23 protein-coding genes and 1 rRNA gene are annotated in these 20,796 nt (G+C 37.5%); 10 read left to right on the top strand and 14 right to left on the bottom strand.

The window, feature by feature from the left end:
* Positions 1-114: ribosomal RNA gene (locus ACTNEP_RS12540) — 16S ribosomal RNA — on the bottom strand; the annotation flags it as partial.
* Between the two features lie 414 nt (positions 115-528).
* Complete coding sequence (locus ACTNEP_RS12535; RefSeq protein WP_441162353.1) at positions 529-1,401, bottom strand: nucleotidyltransferase-like protein; 873 nt, start codon at positions 1,399-1,401, stop codon at positions 529-531.
* 213 nt (positions 1,402-1,614) lie between these two features.
* On the opposite strand from ACTNEP_RS12535, the gene ACTNEP_RS12530 reads away from it, so the two are divergent.
* Positions 1,615-1,974, top strand: a complete 360-nt coding sequence (locus ACTNEP_RS12530) for a YgzB family protein (RefSeq protein ID WP_441162352.1) — start codon at positions 1,615-1,617, stop codon at positions 1,972-1,974.
* 65 nt (positions 1,975-2,039) lie between these two features.
* On the opposite strand, the gene perR is transcribed toward ACTNEP_RS12530, so the two are convergent.
* The 4 genes from perR to ACTNEP_RS12510 all read right to left on the bottom strand — a co-directional run bounded on the left by perR (position 2,040) and on the right by ACTNEP_RS12510 (position 4,235).
* Positions 2,040-2,489 (bottom strand): peroxide-responsive transcriptional repressor PerR, encoded by a 450-nt coding sequence (gene perR / locus ACTNEP_RS12525; RefSeq protein ID WP_441162350.1) that lies wholly within the window; start codon positions 2,487-2,489, stop codon positions 2,040-2,042.
* Positions 2,490-2,665: 176 nt separating this feature from the next.
* Positions 2,666-3,223: a cob(I)yrinic acid a,c-diamide adenosyltransferase gene (locus ACTNEP_RS12520; RefSeq protein ID WP_441162349.1), complete on the bottom strand. Its 558-nt coding sequence runs from the start codon at positions 3,221-3,223 to the stop codon at positions 2,666-2,668.
* A 68-nt stretch (positions 3,224-3,291) separates the two neighbouring features.
* On the bottom strand, positions 3,292-3,759 hold the full coding sequence (gene bcp / locus ACTNEP_RS12515) for a thioredoxin-dependent thiol peroxidase (protein ID WP_441162348.1): 468 nt from the start codon (positions 3,757-3,759) through the stop codon (positions 3,292-3,294).
* Positions 3,760-3,821: 62 nt separating this feature from the next.
* A complete protein-coding gene (locus tag ACTNEP_RS12510; RefSeq protein ID WP_441162347.1) occupies positions 3,822-4,235 on the bottom strand; it encodes an ion channel in 414 nt (137 codons plus the stop codon).
* A 139-nt stretch (positions 4,236-4,374) separates the two neighbouring features.
* Between ACTNEP_RS12510 and ACTNEP_RS12505 the strand changes: the two genes are divergently transcribed.
* The 5 genes from ACTNEP_RS12505 to ACTNEP_RS12485 all read left to right on the top strand — a co-directional run bounded on the left by ACTNEP_RS12505 (position 4,375) and on the right by ACTNEP_RS12485 (position 10,347).
* Positions 4,375-5,076 carry a response regulator transcription factor gene (locus ACTNEP_RS12505; protein ID WP_441162346.1) on the top strand — a complete coding sequence of 234 codons (702 nt, stop codon included), beginning with the start codon at positions 4,375-4,377 and terminating at the stop codon, positions 5,074-5,076.
* Positions 5,073-6,074: a sensor histidine kinase gene (locus ACTNEP_RS12500; protein WP_441162345.1), complete on the top strand. Its 1,002-nt coding sequence runs from the start codon at positions 5,073-5,075 to the stop codon at positions 6,072-6,074. The genes ACTNEP_RS12505 and ACTNEP_RS12500 overlap by 4 nt, the downstream gene beginning before the upstream one ends.
* A 152-nt stretch (positions 6,075-6,226) precedes the next feature.
* Complete coding sequence (locus ACTNEP_RS12495; RefSeq protein ID WP_441162344.1) at positions 6,227-7,003, top strand: ABC transporter ATP-binding protein; 777 nt, start codon at positions 6,227-6,229, stop codon at positions 7,001-7,003.
* Entirely contained in the window at positions 6,978-8,885 is a 1,908-nt protein-coding gene (locus ACTNEP_RS12490; protein ID WP_441162343.1) for an FtsX-like permease family protein, read from the top strand. The genes ACTNEP_RS12495 and ACTNEP_RS12490 overlap by 26 nt, the downstream gene beginning before the upstream one ends.
* A 169-nt stretch (positions 8,886-9,054) precedes the next feature.
* On the top strand, positions 9,055-10,347 hold the full coding sequence (locus ACTNEP_RS12485; RefSeq protein WP_441162342.1) for a glutamate-1-semialdehyde 2,1-aminomutase: 1,293 nt from the start codon (positions 9,055-9,057) through the stop codon (positions 10,345-10,347).
* Positions 10,348-10,910: 563 nt separating this feature from the next.
* On the opposite strand, the gene ACTNEP_RS12480 is transcribed toward ACTNEP_RS12485, so the two are convergent.
* On the bottom strand, positions 10,911-11,267 hold the full coding sequence (locus tag ACTNEP_RS12480) for a DUF2512 family protein (RefSeq protein WP_441162341.1): 357 nt from the start codon (positions 11,265-11,267) through the stop codon (positions 10,911-10,913).
* A 115-nt stretch (positions 11,268-11,382) separates the two neighbouring features.
* Between ACTNEP_RS12480 and ACTNEP_RS12475 the strand changes: the two genes are divergently transcribed.
* Complete coding sequence (locus ACTNEP_RS12475) at positions 11,383-11,604, top strand: hypothetical protein (protein WP_441162340.1); 222 nt, start codon at positions 11,383-11,385, stop codon at positions 11,602-11,604.
* A gap of 49 nt (positions 11,605-11,653) precedes the next feature.
* Positions 11,654-12,166, top strand: coding sequence for a DUF3231 family protein (locus ACTNEP_RS12470; protein ID WP_441162339.1), 513 nt, complete (start codon positions 11,654-11,656; stop codon positions 12,164-12,166).
* Between the two features lie 60 nt (positions 12,167-12,226).
* Here ACTNEP_RS12470 and ACTNEP_RS12465 read toward each other — a convergent pair whose 3' ends face one another.
* On the bottom strand, positions 12,227-13,432 hold the full coding sequence (locus ACTNEP_RS12465) for an MFS transporter (RefSeq protein ID WP_441162338.1): 1,206 nt from the start codon (positions 13,430-13,432) through the stop codon (positions 12,227-12,229).
* A 127-nt stretch (positions 13,433-13,559) separates the two neighbouring features.
* On the opposite strand from ACTNEP_RS12465, the gene ACTNEP_RS12460 reads away from it, so the two are divergent.
* Positions 13,560-14,663, top strand: a complete 1,104-nt coding sequence (locus ACTNEP_RS12460; RefSeq protein WP_441162337.1) for an FUSC family protein — start codon at positions 13,560-13,562, stop codon at positions 14,661-14,663.
* Between the two features lie 22 nt (positions 14,664-14,685).
* Here ACTNEP_RS12460 and ACTNEP_RS12455 read toward each other — a convergent pair whose 3' ends face one another.
* The 4 genes from ACTNEP_RS12455 to mutY form a co-directional block, all read right to left on the bottom strand.
* Positions 14,686-16,437, bottom strand: coding sequence for an ABC transporter ATP-binding protein (locus ACTNEP_RS12455; RefSeq protein ID WP_441162336.1), 1,752 nt, complete (start codon positions 16,435-16,437; stop codon positions 14,686-14,688).
* A gap of 39 nt (positions 16,438-16,476) precedes the next feature.
* On the bottom strand, positions 16,477-17,004 hold the full coding sequence (gene ntdP / locus ACTNEP_RS12450; protein WP_441162335.1) for a nucleoside tri-diphosphate phosphatase: 528 nt from the start codon (positions 17,002-17,004) through the stop codon (positions 16,477-16,479).
* Positions 17,005-17,258: 254 nt separating this feature from the next.
* Positions 17,259-17,435 (bottom strand): gamma-type small acid-soluble spore protein, encoded by a 177-nt coding sequence (locus ACTNEP_RS12445; protein ID WP_018932584.1) that lies wholly within the window; start codon positions 17,433-17,435, stop codon positions 17,259-17,261.
* Positions 17,436-17,599: 164 nt separating this feature from the next.
* Positions 17,600-18,661 (bottom strand): A/G-specific adenine glycosylase, encoded by a 1,062-nt coding sequence (mutY, locus tag ACTNEP_RS12440; RefSeq protein WP_441162334.1) that lies wholly within the window; start codon positions 18,659-18,661, stop codon positions 17,600-17,602.
* Positions 18,662-18,801: 140 nt separating this feature from the next.
* Between mutY and ACTNEP_RS12435 the strand changes: the two genes are divergently transcribed.
* A complete protein-coding gene (locus tag ACTNEP_RS12435) occupies positions 18,802-19,788 on the top strand; it encodes a metal-dependent hydrolase (protein ID WP_441162333.1) in 987 nt (328 codons plus the stop codon).
* 269 nt (positions 19,789-20,057) lie between these two features.
* Here the strand turns inward: ACTNEP_RS12435 and ACTNEP_RS12430 are convergent, their stop codons facing one another.
* Positions 20,058-20,327 carry a YfhJ family protein gene (locus tag ACTNEP_RS12430; RefSeq protein WP_441162332.1) on the bottom strand — a complete coding sequence of 90 codons (270 nt, stop codon included), beginning with the start codon at positions 20,325-20,327 and terminating at the stop codon, positions 20,058-20,060.
* 20 nt (positions 20,328-20,347) lie between these two features.
* Complete coding sequence (locus ACTNEP_RS12425) at positions 20,348-20,680, bottom strand: YfhH family protein (protein WP_441162331.1); 333 nt, start codon at positions 20,678-20,680, stop codon at positions 20,348-20,350.
* Positions 20,681-20,796 lie beyond the last annotated feature (116 nt).

Genomic DNA, 20,796 nt, shown 5'->3' with positions numbered 1-20,796 from the left:
CGCTCGTTCCACTAACGTCACTCCGAAGAGATCTGTTAGCTTCCCGCGCTCGACTTGCATGTATTAGGCACGCCGCCAGCGTTCGTCCTGAGCCAAGATCAAACTCTCAATTAAAGTTGACTTGCACTCGCTTCTATAAGCTAGCTTGTTTCATGTTTAAAATCATACTGGTTGTTTTGTTCAGTTTTCAAAGATCAATTATTACTGTCATTTTTTTGCGACAGCTTTTATATTATAGCATTTAACTTCGTAATTGTCAACAACTTTTTTTCGTGTATTCTTTTTACTTGTTAAAGTTGATGACATTTTTGTTGCTGCCGTTTTAAGCGGCGATTAATAATATAACACGCTTTTGTTTTAAGTGTCAACAACTTTTTCATACTTTTTTTATTCTTTATTAGCATCTGTGATAAAAGCTCTTTTCTGGCACCAACATCAATAGTATATGTTCATAAGTCAAATAGGTGAAAACTTAATTATTAAAATTATTCCTTCCTTATATTGAAAAAAGCAGGAACATTTGAGCTCCTACTTTTTCACAACTTGATATTTGCGGTGGCGAATCGTTGTACTTTTCGTTTCTTCTAATACTACTTCTATAATATCTTTAGAAACTAAATAATCGACTACACTTACTAAATCGTACATATAGGGAGCTACCTCGGGATGTGTCTTTAACTCACCGAAGCCCCAAGGTGCATCACGTTTACCCATTATTTCTAATAAATGTGCTGCACATACTTCTGTGCGTTGGTTGATCGCAAAGTCAATTGCTAAGAGCATTAATTCCACTCTCTTATCCATTTCTTCTGTACTTCTCACTAATTCTTCATATAACTTATAAACTTCTGGATCAATTCGTTTTATTTGATTCCATACTAGCACTTCTGGATGATAACCTTTATCTAAAATAGTAATTCTTCCTAAGTAGTGTAACGAACGTAACAATCTGCTGTAGGCATCTAAATAATTTCCCGACTCAAAAAGATCACGTGATTCGGTATAGCTTCTAGTCAGCTTGGAAAATTCGATTGCTAAACGTAGTTTCCTACTCTCGACAGGAAATATTCTTAACGTCTCTTTTAAATTTGCTAGATACTCATTACGATCATAGATAATTCGCCCATTGATAATCCATTCGACCGCTCGCCTATAGATACTTTTTTCCATCCATTCTTCTAATAAATCTCGATCAATAACATGTAATGCTGCCGATTTCTCTCCAAACTCGTAATGTTTGACGATCCATTTCTCTTCTAACTCTTTCACAACTACTAATAAGATAGAATCAAAATTATCAGTCTCAGGGCTGATTTTTTTCTTTTTCTCCATAATCAGTATACCCATTGTATTTCGGTTACTAGCTCTCTCTTGATAAATAGGACGTAAGATATCCTCCACTTGATTTCCCCCTCTATCCATTCATAATTAATAATTCGATAAAAATCAGCAAATCCCTTTCTACCATTATAATTTTTTTGATTTTTTACGTTTACCCAAAAAGTTGAACCAGTAAACAATTATTATCATATAAGAATATTTCAGGCACAAGCATTTTCCATTTCATTATGCTATACTACAATAGATATACACTATGTTTTTGGGGGAAGTTCTATGGCGGATATTACATATAAAAGTAAAATAAATAAAATCAGAACCTTCGCATTATCTTTAGTTTTTATCGGCTTCATTATTATGTATGTTGGCTTGCTCTTTAAAGATATTGGATGGTTAATGCTGATCTTTATGATTTTAGGAACTATCGCGATTATCTTCAGTTCAGTAGTCTATTTCTGGATCGGTATGCTCTCTACTAGAGCTGTACCTATTATTTGCCCAACCTGTGAGAAGCCTACCAAAATGCTTGGCCGAGTTGATGCCTGCATGCATTGCAAGCAGCCTCTTACATTAGACAGGGACTTAGAAGGAAAAGAGTTTGATGAAAGCTATAATTCAAAGAAAAAACGCCGCTGAGTGAACAGCGACGTTTTTTTGTTTCTCATCCATACAAAAAAACACGCGCAAAAGTGCCCGTGTATTTAGAATATTTGATTTTTCTCTTTTTTACATTCCTGACAAACACCATATACTTCCATTCGGTGATGGCTTACATCAAACCCTGTGATCTGTTCTGCTAATGACTCTACTTCATCAAGGCTTGGATAGTGAAAGTCAACGATTTTCCCGCAGTTTTCACATATAATATGGTAATGCTTAGATGTATTGCAGTCAAAACGGCTGGATGAATCTCCATAAGTCAATTCACGAACAAGGCCGATTTCACGAAATACACGTAAATTGTTATAAACAGTTGCAACACTCATATTAGGGAATCTTCCTTCCAATGCTTTATAAATTTCATCAGCAGTAGGATGGATCTCCGCTTTTAATAAATATTCCAACACCGCATGACGCTGTGGTGTAATTCGAACGCCTGAAGATTTTAATTTATCTACCGCTTCTTGTAGCATATGTTCTGACACCGCCATGCACCTCACTTTCTCCTACAAATTGTAATATTCCAGTGTATATTAGTACTATTTTACAGCAGTACCAGTATTAACACAATTATTACTTTATAATTCTTATAATTAGTGTACTCCCTATCTCCATGGTCTGTCAATATAAGTATACGAGTAACTGCTAATTTTATGATAGTCGTCCATTAAATATCGGCTTGTAAATACTTCTCTTCCACGTTTAACTGGTGATTCACTGTACGGGCAGCAACAAACAAATAATCCGATAAACGATTCAAATATTTGATCGTCAGTGAATCCTGTAATTGATCCTGCAGTCCAACAGCCATTCGTTCCGCTCTCCTTGCTACCGTTCTGGCATGATGGAGTGCACTTGCTGCAAGATGACCGGATGGCAAAATAAAATTACGTATTTCTGGTAAATCTTTCTGCCATTTATCGATCTGTTGCTCTAAGGAATCAACATGGCGCTGTTCTAGTTTCCATGCTACTTCTTTTCCTTCAGGAGTAGCCAATTCTGACCCCACATGAAAAAGAACCGTTTGAATATGATAAAGCTCTTCTATTAATACAGCTTTCTCTCGAAAAGCTTCCTGCTCCAAAAAGCTGATCGCTTGTCCGATTACGGCATTTACTTCATCACATGTACCATATGCCTCCACTCTCGCATCATTTTTCGGTACTCTTTTCCCGTAAATAAGGGATGTTTCCCCTTTGTCACCTGATCTTGTATAAATTCGCATAATCTTCACCCTTCATTATAAATTGAAAAAAAGCGTAAGCACTTTTCGCGTGCTTACACTTTTTTCTCTTACAATTCTTCCCGAATGTAGTTTAACGCCTTTTCGACATGACCTTTTACTTGTACATTACGGAATTCCTTTTGTAAGACACCTTCTTTATCGATAATAAAGGTAGAACGGACAATCCCCATATATTCTTTACCAAATTTATTCTTTAATTGCCATACACCGAATTGCTCCGCTACTTCCTTTTCTTCGTCTACTAGTAATTCAAAAGGTAATTCATGTTTTTCAATAAACTTTTTATGGCTTTCTTCCGAGTCCGGGCTTACACCAAGAATAACTGCATCTAAGTCCTGAAAGCTTTCATAATTATCCCGAAAATCACAAGCCTCTGTTGTACAGCCTGGTGTATCATCTTTTGGATAGAAATAAAGCACGACATTTTTTCCTTTATAGTCGGAGAGTTTTACTTTTTCTCCTTTATTATTCGTTAATTCGAAATCTTGTACTGGTTGTCCTACTTCAACTGTCATGATTATCATACCTCCATCAATCATTGTATCTCAAGCGTATATGAATTTGGCATAACTCTCAACTAATATACATTCCGTTCTCCTTTACCCTGCCATATTTTCAGAAAGAATGCTGTGGGCAAAATATAGCCGATTAATGATTCAATAAGTGCCAAAAGCCTCCCCCACCCTACAGGAGTGATGTCACCATAGCCGACGGTCATTAAGGTGACCCCACTGAAGTAAAACGAATGTGCTAATGTTTCAAGTGGTGGCAAATCTTCTAGCTTACCATCGTCCAATAATAATACTCCCTTAAAGGATAATACAAAATATAAGCTGGCAAATGAGGTGAGGACGGTGAAATAGACAACAAGTAACGTATAAAAGATTTCATAAGAAAAATAACTGCGTTGATGTGCTTTTCCAAAAATAAAAGCGTATAAACTTCCTATTAATAGAAAGACAATTAATAGAACCGAAATAACGGCAACCATAGCTCCCCTCCCTAGCTATTTATCACAGCTCTCATTCCTTGATGAGATTGGCTAATCATTAATAGAACTCCCCGCTCTACAATCTCACTTTATGTTTTCCTATATTTAGTATACGATGTAGAAGTAGGAGTGATGACGAATGAGACGTATTTATATTGTCGAAGATGATCCAAAAATTCGCGATATATTGGCAGATTTCTTACAAAAATATGATTATGAAATTGCTTCTGTTAACGACTTTGATCTGATCCAGGAAGAATTTCAAGACTATCAGCCTGACCTTGTTTTATTAGATATTAATTTGCCAAGATTTGATGGTTTTTACTGGTGTAGGAAAATTCGAGCAGTCAGTAATTGTCCGATTATTTTTATCTCGGCTCGTGATAGTGGCATGGATCAGGTCATGGCAATTGAGAATGGTGCAGATGACTACATCACCAAGCCCTTTCAATTAGAGGTTGTTCTGGCGAAAATCAAAAGTCTGATGCGCCGTGTATACGGTGAATACCGTTCGGAGAAAAATACAAGCTTGATTGAAGTAAACGGCCTGCAGCTTGATACCTCAACATTTATCTTATCGTTTCAAGAGGAACAGTGTCTGTTAACAAAAAAGGAATGTTTATTAGCTCAAGCATTACTGACGCAAGTAGAAAAAATTGTTTCACGGGAATTTCTCTTAGAACGACTATGGGATGATCAAGATTTCGTGGATGATAATACATTAAGTGTTAATATTACAAGATTAAGAAAAAAACTTGCTGACATTGGGATAGAGGATGCATTGAAGACGATTCGTGGTGCAGGATATAAATTAGAAAAAGTTTGGGAGCATTCATCATGAAAAGTTACCTAAAAGATCAAATAGGTTCGATTATCTTTTTTTATTCGCAAATAATTTTAGTAATGATAGTCGCCCAGCTAGCGAGTTCGCTTGGTGGTGCAAGCCTTGGAAAAAATGATTTTTTCTACATGTTCCTGATCGTCACGTTTTTTCTAATTGTGTACCACATCTTTCGTTACACCAAATATCGTGATATCTATCGGTATACGGTCGATAATGTGACAGAATCTGCTTGGCTACCGGATACACCAGATCACCTCACTACCCAATTGAAGGAACACTACGAAAAGCAATATCAAAGCTATAAGCAGCAGGTAGAACAGCTTCACGCCGAAAAAAAACAAGAAACTATTTTTATGCAGCAGTGGATTCATCAGATGAAAACGCCCTTATCTGTGATGCGCTTAACCTTAGAAAAGGAAGAACAAAACCTCCCTGCTCCATTAAAGCAAAATATGGATGAGGAATTAGATCGGATCAAGCACGGCTTGCAGCTTGCGTTATATCAGTCCCGCTTGCAACAGTTTGAACGTGATTTCCATGTTGAAAAAATTGTCCTAAAAGATTTGGTGCACACCATTATCCAAGAGTATAAATCGAGCTTTATTCGTAACCGGGTTTATCCGAAAGTGGAAATCGATGAGTCGTTACATATTTATTCTGATCAAAAATGGCTTGGATTTGTACTGGAACAAATCACCAGCAATGCCATCAAATATGCCAGCAACACAAATAGCACTATTCATTATCAAGGAGCTGTTTGGGAAGGTGCCGTTGAATTAAAGATTATCGACCATGGAATTGGTATACCAAAACAAGACATTAAGCGAATTTTTGACCCTTTTTTCACTGGTGATAATGGCAGACACTACCGCGAGTCAACTGGGATGGGGTTATTTCTTGCTAAACAGATTTGCGATTCGTTAGAACATCAACTTGCAGTGAGTTCTGCAGTCACAAAGGGAACAACAATAACCCTCCGTTTTGATCGTTCCTAACTGAAATCTTACAAAAATGTAAGGTTTCTTTTTTATTTTGAAAGGATAATCAATAGGTTGTACGCTATATTCTGTTTATAATAAAAAGTGTTTCCACTAATATTTCACAAAACTGATTCAGCATTTTTTTCGTTAACGAGAGGATGATAACGTTGAGTATATTAAAGGCAACAAATATTTCAAAAGTATATGGCAGCCGACGAGGCATTGAGCACAAAGCAATTGATAACATTTCACTTACGATTGAAAAAGGCGAATTCGTCGGTGTAATGGGTCCATCAGGAAGTGGCAAAACAACACTGCTCAATGTCCTGTCAACAATCGATCGCTTATCTGCTGGTACACTTTCGATCAACGGCGAAGAAATTACTCGTCTGTCAAAAGGAAAACTTGCCAAATTCAGAAGACGAGAAATGGGCTTTATTTTTCAGGATTTTAATTTATTAGATACATTAACCATCGCAGAAAATATCATGCTACCACTCACATTAGACGGATGGAAAGTAAAGGATATGGAAAATAAATTAGCACTCATTGCTAAACAACTAGGGATTGATACTATCTTGCGGCATCGCAACTTTGAAGTTTCCGGCGGTCAGATGCAACGCGCCGCTATTGCCCGAGCCATTATTCATGAACCAGCGATTATTTTTGCTGATGAACCAACGGGAAACTTGGATTCCAAAGCTTCAAAACAAGTGATGGAAGCTCTCTCTCAGTTAAACAAGGAGAAGGAAGCCACTACGCTAATGGTGACACATGATCCGTTTGCTGCCAGCTTCTGTGAGCGAATATTGTTTATAAAGGATGGAAAAACATTCAATGAGCTTAACAAAGGGGATAACCGTCAATCTTTTTTCCAGGAGATCTTAAATGTGCAGTCGATGCTAGGGGGAGATACTGATGACTTTCAGACAGTTCGCGTTTAATAATGTTAAACGTAACAGCCGACAGTATCTCAGTTATTTCTTTAGCTGTATGTTTTCAGTAGCTGTATTCTTTATATATGCTGTAATTATGTTTCACCCAGAAATTGAAAATTATGATTTTCAACATACTGTCGAAGTTGGTATTACCGCTGCTGAAGTCATCATTTTTGGTTTTTCTTTTTTGTTTGTGCTGTATTCTACAGGTGCTTTTATTAAATCCCGTAAGAAGGAATACGGTATTCTAATGACACTTGGTATTAGCAAACGGCAGCTAAACCGTCTGTTAATTTTAGAAAATACGATTATTGGGTTAGCTTCCATTATTACAGGGATATTCGTTGGAATGCTTTTTGCCAATCTATTTATTATGGGCTTTTCTAATCTGCTTGACCTTGAGAATTCATTAGGTTTTCAAATTTCCTGGAAAGCACTCGTCTTAACATTTGTCTGCTATTTCATTATGTTTGAATTGAATTCATTAATGGTTGTATGGACATTACGGGTTCATTCGATCGTTCATCTATTTCAAGGTGCAAAAGCACCAAAGAGAACACCTGGATTTTCTTGGATACTTGCTATTATTGGTTTCGGACTAATCATTGCTGCTTATTATTTAGCATGGACATCGGATATGGTGTCGATCGGATACCGAATGATGCCTATTTTAGCCTTGATTATCCCTGGTACTTATCTGTTATTTACACAATTTTCGGTGTTGTTTATTCAGCTTTTGAAGAAAAATAAACAGCTTTATTTTAATAAAACGAATCTGCTAACTGTTTCGGACTTAGGATATAAATTAAAAGACCATGCTAGGTTATTGTTTTTCGTTACTATCCTTAGTGCTGTAGCATTCACCGCTTCAGGAGTCATGTACGGTGTGTTCGAAAGTGCTGAATCAGAAGCAACTGCTAATATACCACAGGATACCTCTTTCATCAGTAAAGGGATAGAAAATATCGAGAAGATGGATGAGGAAGTCAAACAATTTACAACAGCACTTGAAAAGAAAAATATCACTTATCAGTCATTATCCGTTAATCTTACCCAAGCACTAATAACTAGCGATGACAGCGAAAGATGGGTTAACCTGCTTTCCTATTCAGATTATCAAACTTTATTAGCATTTAACGAGGTAGAAGGAACAGGGAATTTGACAGATGACGAGGCAATTGTGTTGGCTTTCTTTTATGAAATGAGCTTTGCGAATCCACTAGAGGGAGAATTAACGTTACAATCCGAAAATTATCAAAAAACAGTGCAAGCAGAAAATGCTTTATCGATTGTCAATTCTAACATCCATACAAGTTACACCGTTGTTGTTAGTGACCAAGTATATGATCAATTTGCCTCTGTTGCAGAACCTAATGAGCATTATCGCTATGTTGGCCTAATCATTGATGATTGGGTGGCCAATGCAGCATATATTAATGAAAATATAGAAAAGGTCAATTCTGATATTACAACGGGTTCAGATAAAGCAAGTTCGTACTTAATGCTTAGGAACACCTTATCCTACGCGTTATTTTTCGGAATGTTTATTAGTGTTCTCTTCTTCCTTGCAGCTGGATCGATTCTCTATTTCAAAATATATCAAGATCTAGACAAGGATATAAGACAATATCAAGCATTGTACAGAATTGGCCTTACTATTAGCGAAATGAAAAAAATTGCGACCAAACAAGTCGGCTATTTGTTTTTCATCCCTTTTATCATAGCGACCATTCATGCTGGATTTGCTTTTAAGGCACTACAAAATATGTTGAAATCATCTGTTTTACTGCCAAGTGTCACACTGATTAGTGGCTATTTACTGATATATGCGGTTTACTTCTTCTTCATTCGCGGACTGTATATCCATAAAATAAAACAAGTGATGTAAGCTATTTTTCTCTCTGTGGTTAAAAGTGCTATAATGACAAAGTGAAACTTATCAGGTGGTTAGCTCACCTGAGCCCCATTAGCTTCATAGAGCAGACTTACTTGAAGTGGGGCTTACAGACGGTTAACGCCGTAATAATAGCTGTATTTTAATCATGGAGGTTTTTTGCATGCAATTTACTCAATCAGAGGCTTTACATAAAGAAGCTCAACAACATATTGTCGGAGGGGTTAATTCTCCATCCCGTGCCTATAAAGGAGTTGGCGGTGGTTCCCCAGTTTATATGGAAAAAGGGGAAGGCGCCTATTTCTGGGATGTTGATGGCAATAAATATATCGATTATTTAGGAGCGTATGGTCCGATTATTACCGGTCATGCTCATCCACATATCACCAAAGCGATCAAGCATGCTGCCGAGAATGGGGTGTTATACGGCACACCAACAAAGCTTGAAAACACGTTTGCGCAAAAATTAAAAGCAGCGATTCCATCGTTAGACAAAGTTCGTTTCGTTAATTCTGGGACAGAAGCGGTGATGACAACCGTTCGTGTTGCTCGCGCCTATACTGGCCGTGAAAAAGTAATCAAATTTGCTGGCTGTTATCATGGACATTTTGACGCGGTGCTTGTTCAAGCAGGATCTGGTCCTTCCACTTTAGGAAACCCTGACTCTGCTGGTGTCACAAAAGCAACTGCTCAGGAAGTTATTACGGTACCTTTTAACGACATTGAAGCATTTAAAGAAGCACTTCAGCACTGGGGTGATCAAGTTGCTGCTGTGCTGGTCGAACCAATTGTCGGAAACTTTGGCATTGTCGAGCCTGCAGAAGGTTTTTTACAGCAGGTCAATGACCTCGCACACGATGCTGGTGCATTAGTCATTTACGATGAAGTGATTACAGCGTTCCGTTTTACTTACGGCTCCGCACAAAAAATAGTTGGTGTAGAACCAGATATGACTGCAATGGGTAAAATTATTGGCGGCGGTCTCCCAATTGGTGCTTACGGTGGTAAAGCAGAAATTATGGAGCAAGTCGCGCCACTAGGACCAGCCTATCAAGCAGGAACAATGGCCGGCAACCCAGCATCGATGTCAGCAGGGATTGCTTGTTTAGAGGTGTTGGAAGAGGAAGGCGTCTACGAGAGACTCGACCAATTAGGACAGAAGCTGGAGAATGGAATGCTAGCTGCTGCTGAGAAGCACGGCATTGATATTACGGTCAATCGTTTAAAAGGTGCCTTAACCTTGTATTTCGGAGCAGAAAAAATAACGAACTATGCGCAAGCTGAGGCTTCCGATGGTGAGAAATTTGGACAGTTCTTCAAACTGATGCTAAAACAAGGGATCAATCTTGCTCCTTCTAAATATGAAGCTTGGTTCTTAACAACAGCACATACGGAAGAAGATATTCAACATACGATTACCTGCATCAATCAGGCTTTTGCCGAAATGGCCCAGTAACGGGACAAAGAGATTAGGACAAAACCTATTTTCTTAACATCAACCTATAAAATAAGTATTGTTGCGCAATATAGGGCTACTGTTCACTAACATAGTTTTATGATATTGAGTGCCAAGCATTCGCTCCGGCTGACCGTTTCGCTTTCATCCATAGGGCATAAGTCAACATCTGTTCAAGCAAGCTTTCACAGTGTTCCTATACTGAGGGGCATGCTCTTCAGCTAGATGCACCATCCTAGCTGCAATAATAGTTTTGGTACATCTTTACTAGCGGAGAGGTCTGCTTTCACTCCTACGGGATGTTTTTATCCGAAGATCCACTTTGGTAAGTGTTCTTTACTTACCAAAGTTAGCTGAGGAGAAAAACCCGTGGAAAGGAAAGTGGACAGCCGGAGCGATGGTTATAGCCTCTCAAAATTACTACGAATCAAAATAAGTTAGTACGTAGTATGTTCCTCATAAATAGGAAAAACCAAACGATTTCAAGCTCTATTTGAATAATCGTTTGGTTTTTTGTATTGATAAATTTCTTTTCTTCTTTTTTATTTTATCATTATCGACTATCATGCAGGTACATTATCGACGTTTCCGGATCTGAGCAAGAAGCGGTGCAACAAGTATTCACAAATACCTAAAATGATTGATAGCGTTAACGCTGCACCGAATGAAACATAGCCACCTGCAAACAGATTGGAAATAAAATAGATAATTAAAAACGCTGTAACTAAATCAATAGCAACACTTGTCCATAACATTCTACTGTTCAATAACGCATATTCCAGTGCTAACCCACTAGCTATTAAAAGTAATATGATTAAAAACGGCTGCCACATTGCTCCATATTGCACATTATCTGTTATAAACATCGCAAGCAGCAAAACAACTGGTACCGTTACTATTTTGACAATTAAACTAATCATCCTTCACACCTCCTACTATAGTTTTTCTCTGCAAAATAGTTTTATTCCCACCGTATAGATTCCAACGATAATACACACAATAGCTATGTACTATATGTAGAAAGGATGATCTAATATGGCTAATCAACAACAGATTCAGCAGGCACTTCAGCAAATTACACAAATTGCTCAACAACTAGAACAGCAGGAACAGCAAAATGCGCAGCAATTACAAGGGCAAGCTGGAGCGAATATGGGTGCCCAACAGAATATGGCACAGGTAGAACGTAATGCTGCCCAACAGCTACAACAGATTCAGCAGCTATGTCAGCAATGCCAGCAGCAACTAACTCAATAATAAAACCGAGGCTTACATTCGTAAGTCCTTTTGAAAAGGAGTGAACATAATGGGAATCCTTTCAGGAGATCCGAAAAAACAACCTTTACATTATGGCGAAATTTCAAGTATTTGGTCCTACTTATTAGCAGCCAAAGGTAATTACGTCACTTACCAGACATTTTTGAATCATTGCGGTGATCAAGACTTAATAAAACAGCTAGAAGATGGTATTTCTCAAATCAAACAGGAAAGTGAACGTATCGAGGAAATACTAAAAGTAAATGGTATTGCCCTTCCTCCTTCACCACCTGAACGTTCCTATGCGACTTTAGAAAATATTCCAGTCGGAGCAAGATTTAATGACCCGGAAATTAGTACTATGATCTCAGCTAATATTGCCAAAGCCTTAGTTGCTTGCAGTACGATTATGGCACAAAGTACGAGAGAAGATATTGCTATGCTATTTGGACAGTTCCATATGAATCATGCTCAAGCTGGAGCAAAAATGCTTCGTCTCAATAAAGAAAAAGGTTGGTTAGTCACCCCGCCGTTACACACAGACATTCCTACTAAACAATAAAAAAGCTGAACAAACCCGTTTCAATCCAATGAAACGGGTTTTCTCTATGTTATTAAGCATTTAGCCACTTTCCTCAGGACTAGGTTTAATAGCAAGAAAGGTAATCACAATCGCTAGTGCACTCAATGCCGCTAAGAAGTAATACATCCAGTCTGGATTTCTTTCAATAAAAATAGCGATGATCGGAGGCCCTGCAGCAACTCCAAAAAAACGCATACTACTATAAAGAGAGGTGACTGTTCCTCTGACATCCTTCTCTATCCCTTCAGTTATTAACGCATCAAGTGCCGGCAATGAAATACCGATACCAATACCGGCAATCGACAGCATAATAGAGATATAGACCATCGTTACATCTGGCTTGATAAAAAGAAGTGGGACACCTCCGATAAGGTTTCCAATCAGGATAACCCATTTCATGACCACTTTATTTTTACCTATTTTCTTACCTGCCACATATGATGCAACACATAAGAATAATAATGGTATAGCAAGAACTAACCCTTTCATAATCCCTTCCATCTGGTAATCTTTTTCTAATAAAGTAGAAAAATGAAATAAGAAGCCGAATAAAACAAACATATTAATACAACCAATAACAAAAGTACTGACCAACCATTTTCCATTGTCATGAAAAACCTTCTTTATCAATTGGATAAACTCTTTAAATGTTTGTTTTTGCTTTTCATTATCATCTTTTGGAGGCTTAACAAGAAACACCACCAAGAGAATGGAAATTGCCGAAAAGATCGGGATAAACAAAAACGGTAAAAACCAAATAAAAATGGCAAGCGCTGCCCCAATGATAGGACTTAATACTTTACCAAAGGTATTCGATGTCTCAATGATACCCAGTCCGGCACTGACTTCTTCTTCGTCCTTAAACATATCACCGACAGTCGGAAGCACTACCGGAAAGGCCCCGGAAGCACCTATCCCCTGTAAAAAACGACCAATTAATATCATGATAAACGGATCCTGCATTTTCCATGCTGCAAAAGCAGAGATAAGCCCACCTATCCCAGTGATGATAAGGCTAGGGATGATCACTTTTTTTCGACCGATCTTATCGGACAAGTAGCCTGCAAAAGGGATCAAAAGGATAGCTACAATTGAATATACAGTTATTATAAGGCTGGATTGAAACGAGGTAATATTAATTTCCTTTTCGATAATCGGAAGAATTGGGATTAACATGGAATTCCCCAATGTCATGACTAAAGGTATTGATGCTAGTGCAATGAGATCTAATTTTTTATCTTTCACGTTTTTCCCTTCCATCCAACGGTTATATAGTACTATATCTATTTTTCACAGTGAATGGTATTTCATACTTGGATTTTTCCGGTAGTTTTCCTGATGAAATGAATCCAAAACAGAAGGTGATTGTATTATGAAACTCGGGGCAAGAGTTATGAAGACAGCTTTGGCAATGACCATCGCAATTTACATTTGTCGATTGTTTGAAATTGAAGCCGCAACATATGGCGGATTTGCCGCAGCACTTGCTATCCAGCCAAATATTTATCGCTCCTTCCAAACAACGATGGAGCAATTTTATGCAAACTTTATCGGTGTCGGAATTGGGGTCGCGGTGATTTTTGCCTTAGAAAATGAGCCTGTTGTGATTGGCTTTTCAGTAATTATTGTTATTGCTATTTGCATGTATTTTAAAATGAGCGAAAATACAATCTCCTTAGCAATTTTTGCTCTTCTTGCCGTAATGGAAACAACGGAATTGACGATATTGCATTTTGGCGGAGTTCGATTTCTCGCTTTATCGATAGGTATCTTATCTGCATTTTTCGTTAATACGATATTCTTACCACCGAGATATGATATTCGCTTATTCAAGTCGATTAATCAGATGACCACTGATATCCTGCAATGGATCAGAATTTCAACTAGGCACCTGTCAGATAATCCAGCTTTACGGGTAGAGATTGACCGTTTGCAGCGAGAACTTCGTCAAATTGACACCACCTATCTCTTATTTAGTGAGGAAAGAATTTATAGCAGAAAAACTCGAATGCCTAAATTACGCAAGCTTGTTATCTTCAGACAAATGATTAATACGTCAAGAAGGTCACTAGATACATTGGAATCCTTCCATCATTATGATGATAAAGTCGAGGAGATTCCTAAAGAATTCCAAAGGGTCTTAGTAAGTGAACTTGATAAAATCATTTATGCACATGAACGCTTAATGTTAAGTGCTATGGGCAAAATCAAAAAAAATCCCACCAAACCAATCGAGGAAATCACAGATCCTGATATTCCCCGAGTTGCGCAAACAGTGATAAATATTTATAAACATGGGGAAAGTGAGAGAATGTCTTTACTTCCTCTAGCTTCGAGGCTCATGGAATACCACCGTGAATTGTTGCATTTACAAAAATTGCTAAATAGTTCTCGGAAATTTCACACTAATCTTTCCTTTACCTATACGAAGAAAAGAAAAAATATTCTACCTTCTTCTAATGTAAATGCCCCGTAAGTTATTACTTACGGGGCATTTATTATTCATTATCTAATTCTTGCACTTGATATAAATTATAGTAGTGACCTTGCTTTTGCATTAATTGCTGATGTGTACCTTCTTCTACTATTTCACCATTTTCGATTAACACGATCCTATCCGCATGCGTGATCGTTGATAAACGGTGTGCAACGATAAAAGTAGTCCGATCAGATGCTAATTTCTCTAAAGCTTCCTGAATTAAATGTTCACTTTCGAGATCAAGTGCAGATGTTGCTTCATCTAAAATTAATAGTGGTGGATTTTTTAGAAAAACTCTGGCAATAGCAATTCGCTGTTTCTGACCACCTGAAAGTTTGACTCCGCGTTCTCCAACAAGAGTATCATAACCATTGGATAAATCAGTGATAAACTGGTGTGCGTTGGCTGCTTTAGCAGCTGCTACAACTTCTTCATCAGTTGCTTCAGGTTTCCCCATACGAATATTCATTGCAATCGATTCGCTGAACAAGATATTATCCTGTAATACCATCCCGATTTTATCTCTAAGTGATCGAGCCTGGACATCACGGATATCATGACCATCAATAAGTATTCGACCACTCGTTACATCATAAAACCTGGGAATGAGACTAATAATAGTGGACTTTCCGCCTCCACTCATCCCAACTAAAGCAATCGTTTCTCCTTGCTTGACGTGAAGTGAAATATCATTCAACACCTTTTCTTCCTCTTTTTCATAACGGAACGAAACATGATCGAATGTCACTTCTCCAGCCACACTTTTCAACGGTTTAGCATCTGGCTTGTCTTTTATATCATATTTTTCATCAATAAATTCAAAAACACGATCCATCGATGCGATTGACTGCACAAGAACCGTTGAGGAACTAATTAATCTTCTTAGTGGACTATAGACGCGATCCATATAGCCGACAAATGCCGCTATTGTCCCTACTGTTAAATCAGAAGTGATCGCAAAATATCCGGCAAATCCAATAACTAACAATGGAGCGAGATCAGTGATCGTATTCATCACTGCAAAAGTCTTCGCGTTCCAAGCAGTATGGTCTATTGCACGTTCTAAGAAATTCTTATTTTGTTTATCGAATTCTTTTTCTTCATAATCTTCCAATGCAAAACTCCGTGTTACAGGAATACCTTGTACGCGTTCATGCAGGTGACCTTGTACTTGCGCTAGTGCTTGAGACCTCTTTCTCGTCAAGCTTCGTAATTTACCATAAAAAATCTTCACGGATATCGCATAAAGTGGGAATAACGCGATGGCTACAATTGTCAACCATACATCCATGAATAACATAATCCCGATCGCAATAATAATGGTAATCATATCGAGCCAAATATTCATTAATCCTGTCATGACAAAATTCTTCGTCTGCTCCACATCATGAATTACCCTGGAAATAATTTCACCTGTTTTTGTACGTGAATAAAACTGTAAGCTTAATCGCTGAATATGATCAAATAATTTTTCACGAATATCATATAAAATTTTGTTACCTGTCCATTGTGCTAAATACTGACGATAATATTCAATTGGTGGACGGACAACAATGAATAAGAAAGCAGTAATTCCCATTAACCAAAATAATTGCGATAATTTTTCATCTGCAGTTAATCCTTGGGCACCAATAATATCATCAATTACATATTTGACAATTAACGGCATTAAAAGAGGGATACCGAATTTCACGATCCCTATCAATACCGTCAGTAATATCTTCCACTTATATGGAAAGACATATTGCATATATCTTTTTATACTGTCCAAATTGCTCCCCCTCCCCTTACATGATGCATTATATTTTTATTAGCGATATGTTAAATATAACTCATACCATTGATCAACAAATTCTGGCGAGAATGGCCCTTTACGCTGCCTTACCCAGCGCAGCAAATGATCAACATTGTTCCATAGTATTTTGTCTAATACCTTCGGATAGTTCATCTGCGTTTTATGTAACTCATACTCATCTTCATCTAATAGCGTATATGTCATATCTGGAAATACTTTTACGTCCAAGTCATAATCTATATATTTTACAGCTCCATCTTCAAATACAAATGGCGAGCTAATGTTGCAGTAATAATAAATGCCATCATCTCGTAACATTCCGATTACATTGAACCAATATTTCGCATGAAAAAAGCAAATCGCTGGCTCTCTTGTGATCCATGTGCGACCATCACTTTCCGTAACTAACGTTTTATCATTTGCTCCAATCACACGATTACTTGTACCTTTTAATACCGTTGTTGTATCCCAGACACGATGGAGCTGACCATTATGTTTATAGCTTTGGATTTGGATTGTTTTCCCTGGTTCAAGGCCATCCATACGTATCGTCCTTTCTGTTATTTAGTATTATTAATTATAACGATAAATATTTACAATTGAAAATAATACAATTGAAATCTGGTAAGAATTGCGAGTGGTGAGGTTTTTATATCAGTTTAGACCTATTTCTTGAAAGAGAGACATACATTTTTTTAAAAAAAGGAGAATTTAGCTACGTCACCTGACAGATCTTTATACAAAAAAACTTGACTCTCAATAATGGGAGAGTCAAGCTTTTTTTAAACATTGTATAATTATTTTTTGTTTTGTTGAGACTTTTGGTTTTGCTGACGAACCTCTTGTGCATCAGTTTCGCTAGCAAACTCAGTACCGAATTGTCCTTGACCTTGTGCAGCTTGTTGATTTTGACGTTTTACTTCAGCAGCATTTGTCTTGCTTGGGTTTGCTTGGTTGTTGTTACGTTTAGCCATCAATATCACCTCCACGACCATTAATTTACCCATGATAATCTCTTTTTATCCAAAAAAACATTTACTTTTTTGGTGGGGGATACGACGGCTTTCCTATACAGAAACGCATATTCAACAAAGCTTTCATTTACTTTATAAAGTTTCCTTTACATACGCATAATTTGCTATAATTGTTTATAAATATTTTGATGAGATACTGGTAATGGATGTTTTTCAATATCCTTCTTCGATAAATGCTCCATATTTTCAGGTACCGAGATCTCACCTTTTACTCGAACGTATTTCACATTCAAATACCAGGTTAGGTGAGAAAAAACATGTTTCACTGGTTCAAGATCATTAAGCTTAACCACTTCAACGTGAAATTTCTCTTGAATATATGTAGCCAGATGTCTTTGATCAACTTCTTCGGCTTTTACCATCGGAAATTGCCATAATTGAGCAAGTAATCCTTGAGCAGGTCTTTGCTCCAAAAGAAAATTATCTGTATCATCTTGGATAACTAGCGCAAAATAAGTATCAGATGATTGTTTTATTTTTTTCTTTTTTATCGGTAAAGTCTGTTCTACCCCCTTACGAAATGCGATACAATGTTCTTGCACCGGACATAATAAGCAACTCGGTTTTGCCGGCGTACACACTAAAGCACCTAATTCCATTAATCCTTGATTAAAAGCAGATGGATTCTCTTCTGAAATTAATTCTCGTACTGCCGTTTCAAATGTTTTTCTTGTTTTTGGCTTTGCAATATCCTCCTCAATTAGCAAAACACGGGAAAGAACACGCATTACATTTCCATCGACTGCTGGCTCAGCTTTATTGAATGCAATACTTAATATTGCACCTTTTGTATATGGTCCAACACCCTTAAGATCAGCTAATTGCTTTGGATCTTCCGGTACTTCGGCATCATAACGTTCGACTACTTCTCTAACTGCTGTTTGTAAATTACGAGCACGCGAGTAATAACCTAATCCCTCCCATGCTTTTAATACTTCTTGTTCATCAGCCTCTGCTAAAGCTGTTAATGTTGGAAAACGTTCCATAAAGTTTTGAAAATATGGGATAACAGTATCAACTTTCGTTTGTTGTAACATGATTTCAGACACCCATACTCGATAAGGATCTTGATTTTCTCTCCATGGTAACTGGCGTTGTTCTTTTTCGAACCATGTGATTAGATCTTCTTGAAACTGGGGTATATTAATAGTAGACGTATATTTCACAATTATTCATCCTTCGTGATACAATTTATTTAAAGAAAGCGAAGCACACACTTGGAGGGAAGTTGCTAGGTTTTGGCACTTCCGTAGGTATCTCCGCGATACATTTTTTATTTAATAAAAAACAGAAAGGGGCAGCATAGATGGACACAGGTACTCATATCACAATGGGTATTGCCTTAGGTGGCCTAGCAACATTAGATCCCACTATCCAGCAAAATTCGACTCTTTTTGCGGCAGTTATGACAGGGACAATTATAGGATCACACGCACCTGACTTTGATACCGTGCTTAAGCTCCGTGATAACGCCACCTATATCCGGCATCATCGCGGCATTACTCACTCCATCCCAGCTGTCATTATCTGGGGAATCCTGATTTCCTCGATTATTTACTTATTTGTTCCAGAAGTGAGCTTTATTCATTTATGGCTATGGACATTTCTGGCTGTCTTTTTACATGTATTTGTAGATGTTTTCAATGCATATGGCACACAAGCATACCGACCCTTCACAAAAAAATGGGTAGCTTACGGGTTCATCAGCACCTTTGATCCGTACATTTTTAGTCTTCATGTTATCGGGATCATTGCATGGCTACTTGGCGCTAACCCTGGCTACACCTGGTTAATGATTTATTTTATTATTGTATTGTATTACATTAAACGATATATCGACAAGCGGGAAATTGTAAAGATGATTCATGAACATTTCGAGCATGTCGAAAAGATTGCCACCTCACCAACAATAAAGCAAAATATCTGGCGTATTGCCTTAACAACAGACCAGTACTACTTTGTTGGTAGAGTGGAGGATGGTCATATTGAAATTGACGATAAGTTCTATCGAGTTCCACTGCCTGACGATCCAATCATAAAATGTGCCATGAAGGATAAGAATATTTCCGCTTTTTTATCTTTTTCACCCATTTACAGGTGGGAAATCAATATACATGATGATTTTACCGAAGTCCGATTTATTGATTTACGCTATCGCTCAGAGGGGCATTATCCATTCGTAGCTGTTGTTCAAATTGATGATAATGGAAGAATGATGAATTCTTATACAGGCTGGATATTCTCCGAGAAAAAATTGCAGGATAAATTAAATTTAAAGGGTAATATTATCTAATATGCAGAATTAGCGAAAATCAATCGATGTTATCGATCATACAAACACGAGGGAAATTTGCTGTACCTTGGAGCTGTACAGTTCAATTTATTTGAAGAGGCTGAGACAAAAGTGTTTTTTATCCAGGACATTCCGAACATAAATGGTGCAAATACCGCTTCGGAAATATACTCCGCTTTCTCACAGAAGTCTACGTATATTTCCTACGCTCTATTAGCATATTGTCCGGTTTCTAGAAGAAACACTTTCTTTTTGTCTCAACCTCTTCTTTAATGTAAAGTGTTATTACCACCATTGATTAGTTGTTGATATTTTGGGTATCTGGTAGCGAAGTCATCTAATTTATCACCATATTGCTCTATCCAATGGCGCACAATTTTCTTTGTCACTTCAATTCCCTCATACTTCCTCCCTGCTCTAGCTCTTGTGGATTCAAAATCTTCCCAAAGTAGTTCCACCCAGCTTCTTGCCTCCAGTAACGTTAAAGATGGATTCTTTTGATGCAGTTCTTCTGCTAGCCTTTGAATCTCGTCTTGCATCTATCTTTCCCTCACTTATATTAAGATTGTTTATCTCCTAAAATTGATAATGGCACAGCTTCTTCTTTTTCAAATTTTTGCCCTAGTAAATTGATGCGATGTCCCCAAGCAAATACGCCATTGAAATACGTGATCTCAAAAGTCTGGCCAGGATCACCAGCTAATTCATAACGTTCTCCCTTCTTAAAGTCCGCCGGGTTAACGAGATATGCAGCTGCCATTTGCATTTTTCGCTGGAGGATCTCGTATTCACTCACATTTCCCCATTGTTCTGCTTTTTGCAATTTTTCCTTCAGTTGTGCTACTTCTGCTCGTAACTCCTCAACAGTATATGTACTATATCTACGCTCCATTGTTACACCACCATGTTAGATTCTACTTTTATTTTACCACTCAAATGGAAAATGTAAAAATATCATTACCCGTATCGAATTATTTTTGTATATAGGCTATTCACCTGTATAATGAA

Source organism: Gracilibacillus sp. HCP3S3_G5_2 (genome assembly GCF_052063305.1).
Classification (GTDB): domain Bacteria; phylum Bacillota; class Bacilli; order Bacillales; family Amphibacillaceae; genus Gracilibacillus.
Note: the sequence above shows the minus strand (reverse complement) of the source record. Positions and strands in the feature narration are given on the sequence as shown.

What these genes read in the sequence shown, in the direction of transcription:
- ACTNEP_RS12530 (WP_441162352.1), top strand. Translation starts at nt 1,615, where the DNA reads ATGGCGGATATTACATATAAAAGTAAAATAAATAAAATCAGAACCTTC.
- perR (WP_441162350.1), bottom strand. Translation starts at nt 2,489, where the DNA reads ATGGCGGTGTCAGAACATATGCTACAAGAAGCGGTAGATAAATTAAAA.
- ACTNEP_RS12520 (WP_441162349.1), bottom strand. Translation starts at nt 3,223, where the DNA reads ATGCGAATTTATACAAGATCAGGTGACAAAGGGGAAACATCCCTTATT.
- bcp (WP_441162348.1), bottom strand. Translation starts at nt 3,759, where the DNA reads ATGACAGTTGAAGTAGGACAACCAGTACAAGATTTCGAATTAACGAAT.
- ACTNEP_RS12510 (WP_441162347.1), bottom strand. Translation starts at nt 4,235, where the DNA reads ATGGTTGCCGTTATTTCGGTTCTATTAATTGTCTTTCTATTAATAGGA.
- ACTNEP_RS12505 (WP_441162346.1), top strand. Translation starts at nt 4,375, where the DNA reads ATGAGACGTATTTATATTGTCGAAGATGATCCAAAAATTCGCGATATA.
- ACTNEP_RS12500 (WP_441162345.1), top strand. Translation starts at nt 5,073, where the DNA reads ATGAAAAGTTACCTAAAAGATCAAATAGGTTCGATTATCTTTTTTTAT.
- ACTNEP_RS12490 (WP_441162343.1), top strand. Translation starts at nt 6,978, where the DNA reads ATGACTTTCAGACAGTTCGCGTTTAATAATGTTAAACGTAACAGCCGA.
- ACTNEP_RS12485 (WP_441162342.1), top strand. Translation starts at nt 9,055, where the DNA reads ATGCAATTTACTCAATCAGAGGCTTTACATAAAGAAGCTCAACAACAT.
- ACTNEP_RS12480 (WP_441162341.1), bottom strand. Translation starts at nt 11,267, where the DNA reads ATGATTAGTTTAATTGTCAAAATAGTAACGGTACCAGTTGTTTTGCTG.
- ACTNEP_RS12475 (WP_441162340.1), top strand. Translation starts at nt 11,383, where the DNA reads ATGGCTAATCAACAACAGATTCAGCAGGCACTTCAGCAAATTACACAA.
- ACTNEP_RS12470 (WP_441162339.1), top strand. Translation starts at nt 11,654, where the DNA reads ATGGGAATCCTTTCAGGAGATCCGAAAAAACAACCTTTACATTATGGC.
- ACTNEP_RS12460 (WP_441162337.1), top strand. Translation starts at nt 13,560, where the DNA reads ATGAAACTCGGGGCAAGAGTTATGAAGACAGCTTTGGCAATGACCATC.
- ntdP (WP_441162335.1), bottom strand. Translation starts at nt 17,004, where the DNA reads ATGGATGGCCTTGAACCAGGGAAAACAATCCAAATCCAAAGCTATAAA.
- ACTNEP_RS12445 (WP_018932584.1), bottom strand. Translation starts at nt 17,435, where the DNA reads ATGGCTAAACGTAACAACAACCAAGCAAACCCAAGCAAGACAAATGCT.
- ACTNEP_RS12435 (WP_441162333.1), top strand. Translation starts at nt 18,802, where the DNA reads ATGGACACAGGTACTCATATCACAATGGGTATTGCCTTAGGTGGCCTA.
- ACTNEP_RS12430 (WP_441162332.1), bottom strand. Translation starts at nt 20,327, where the DNA reads ATGCAAGACGAGATTCAAAGGCTAGCAGAAGAACTGCATCAAAAGAAT.
- ACTNEP_RS12425 (WP_441162331.1), bottom strand. Translation starts at nt 20,680, where the DNA reads ATGGAGCGTAGATATAGTACATATACTGTTGAGGAGTTACGAGCAGAA.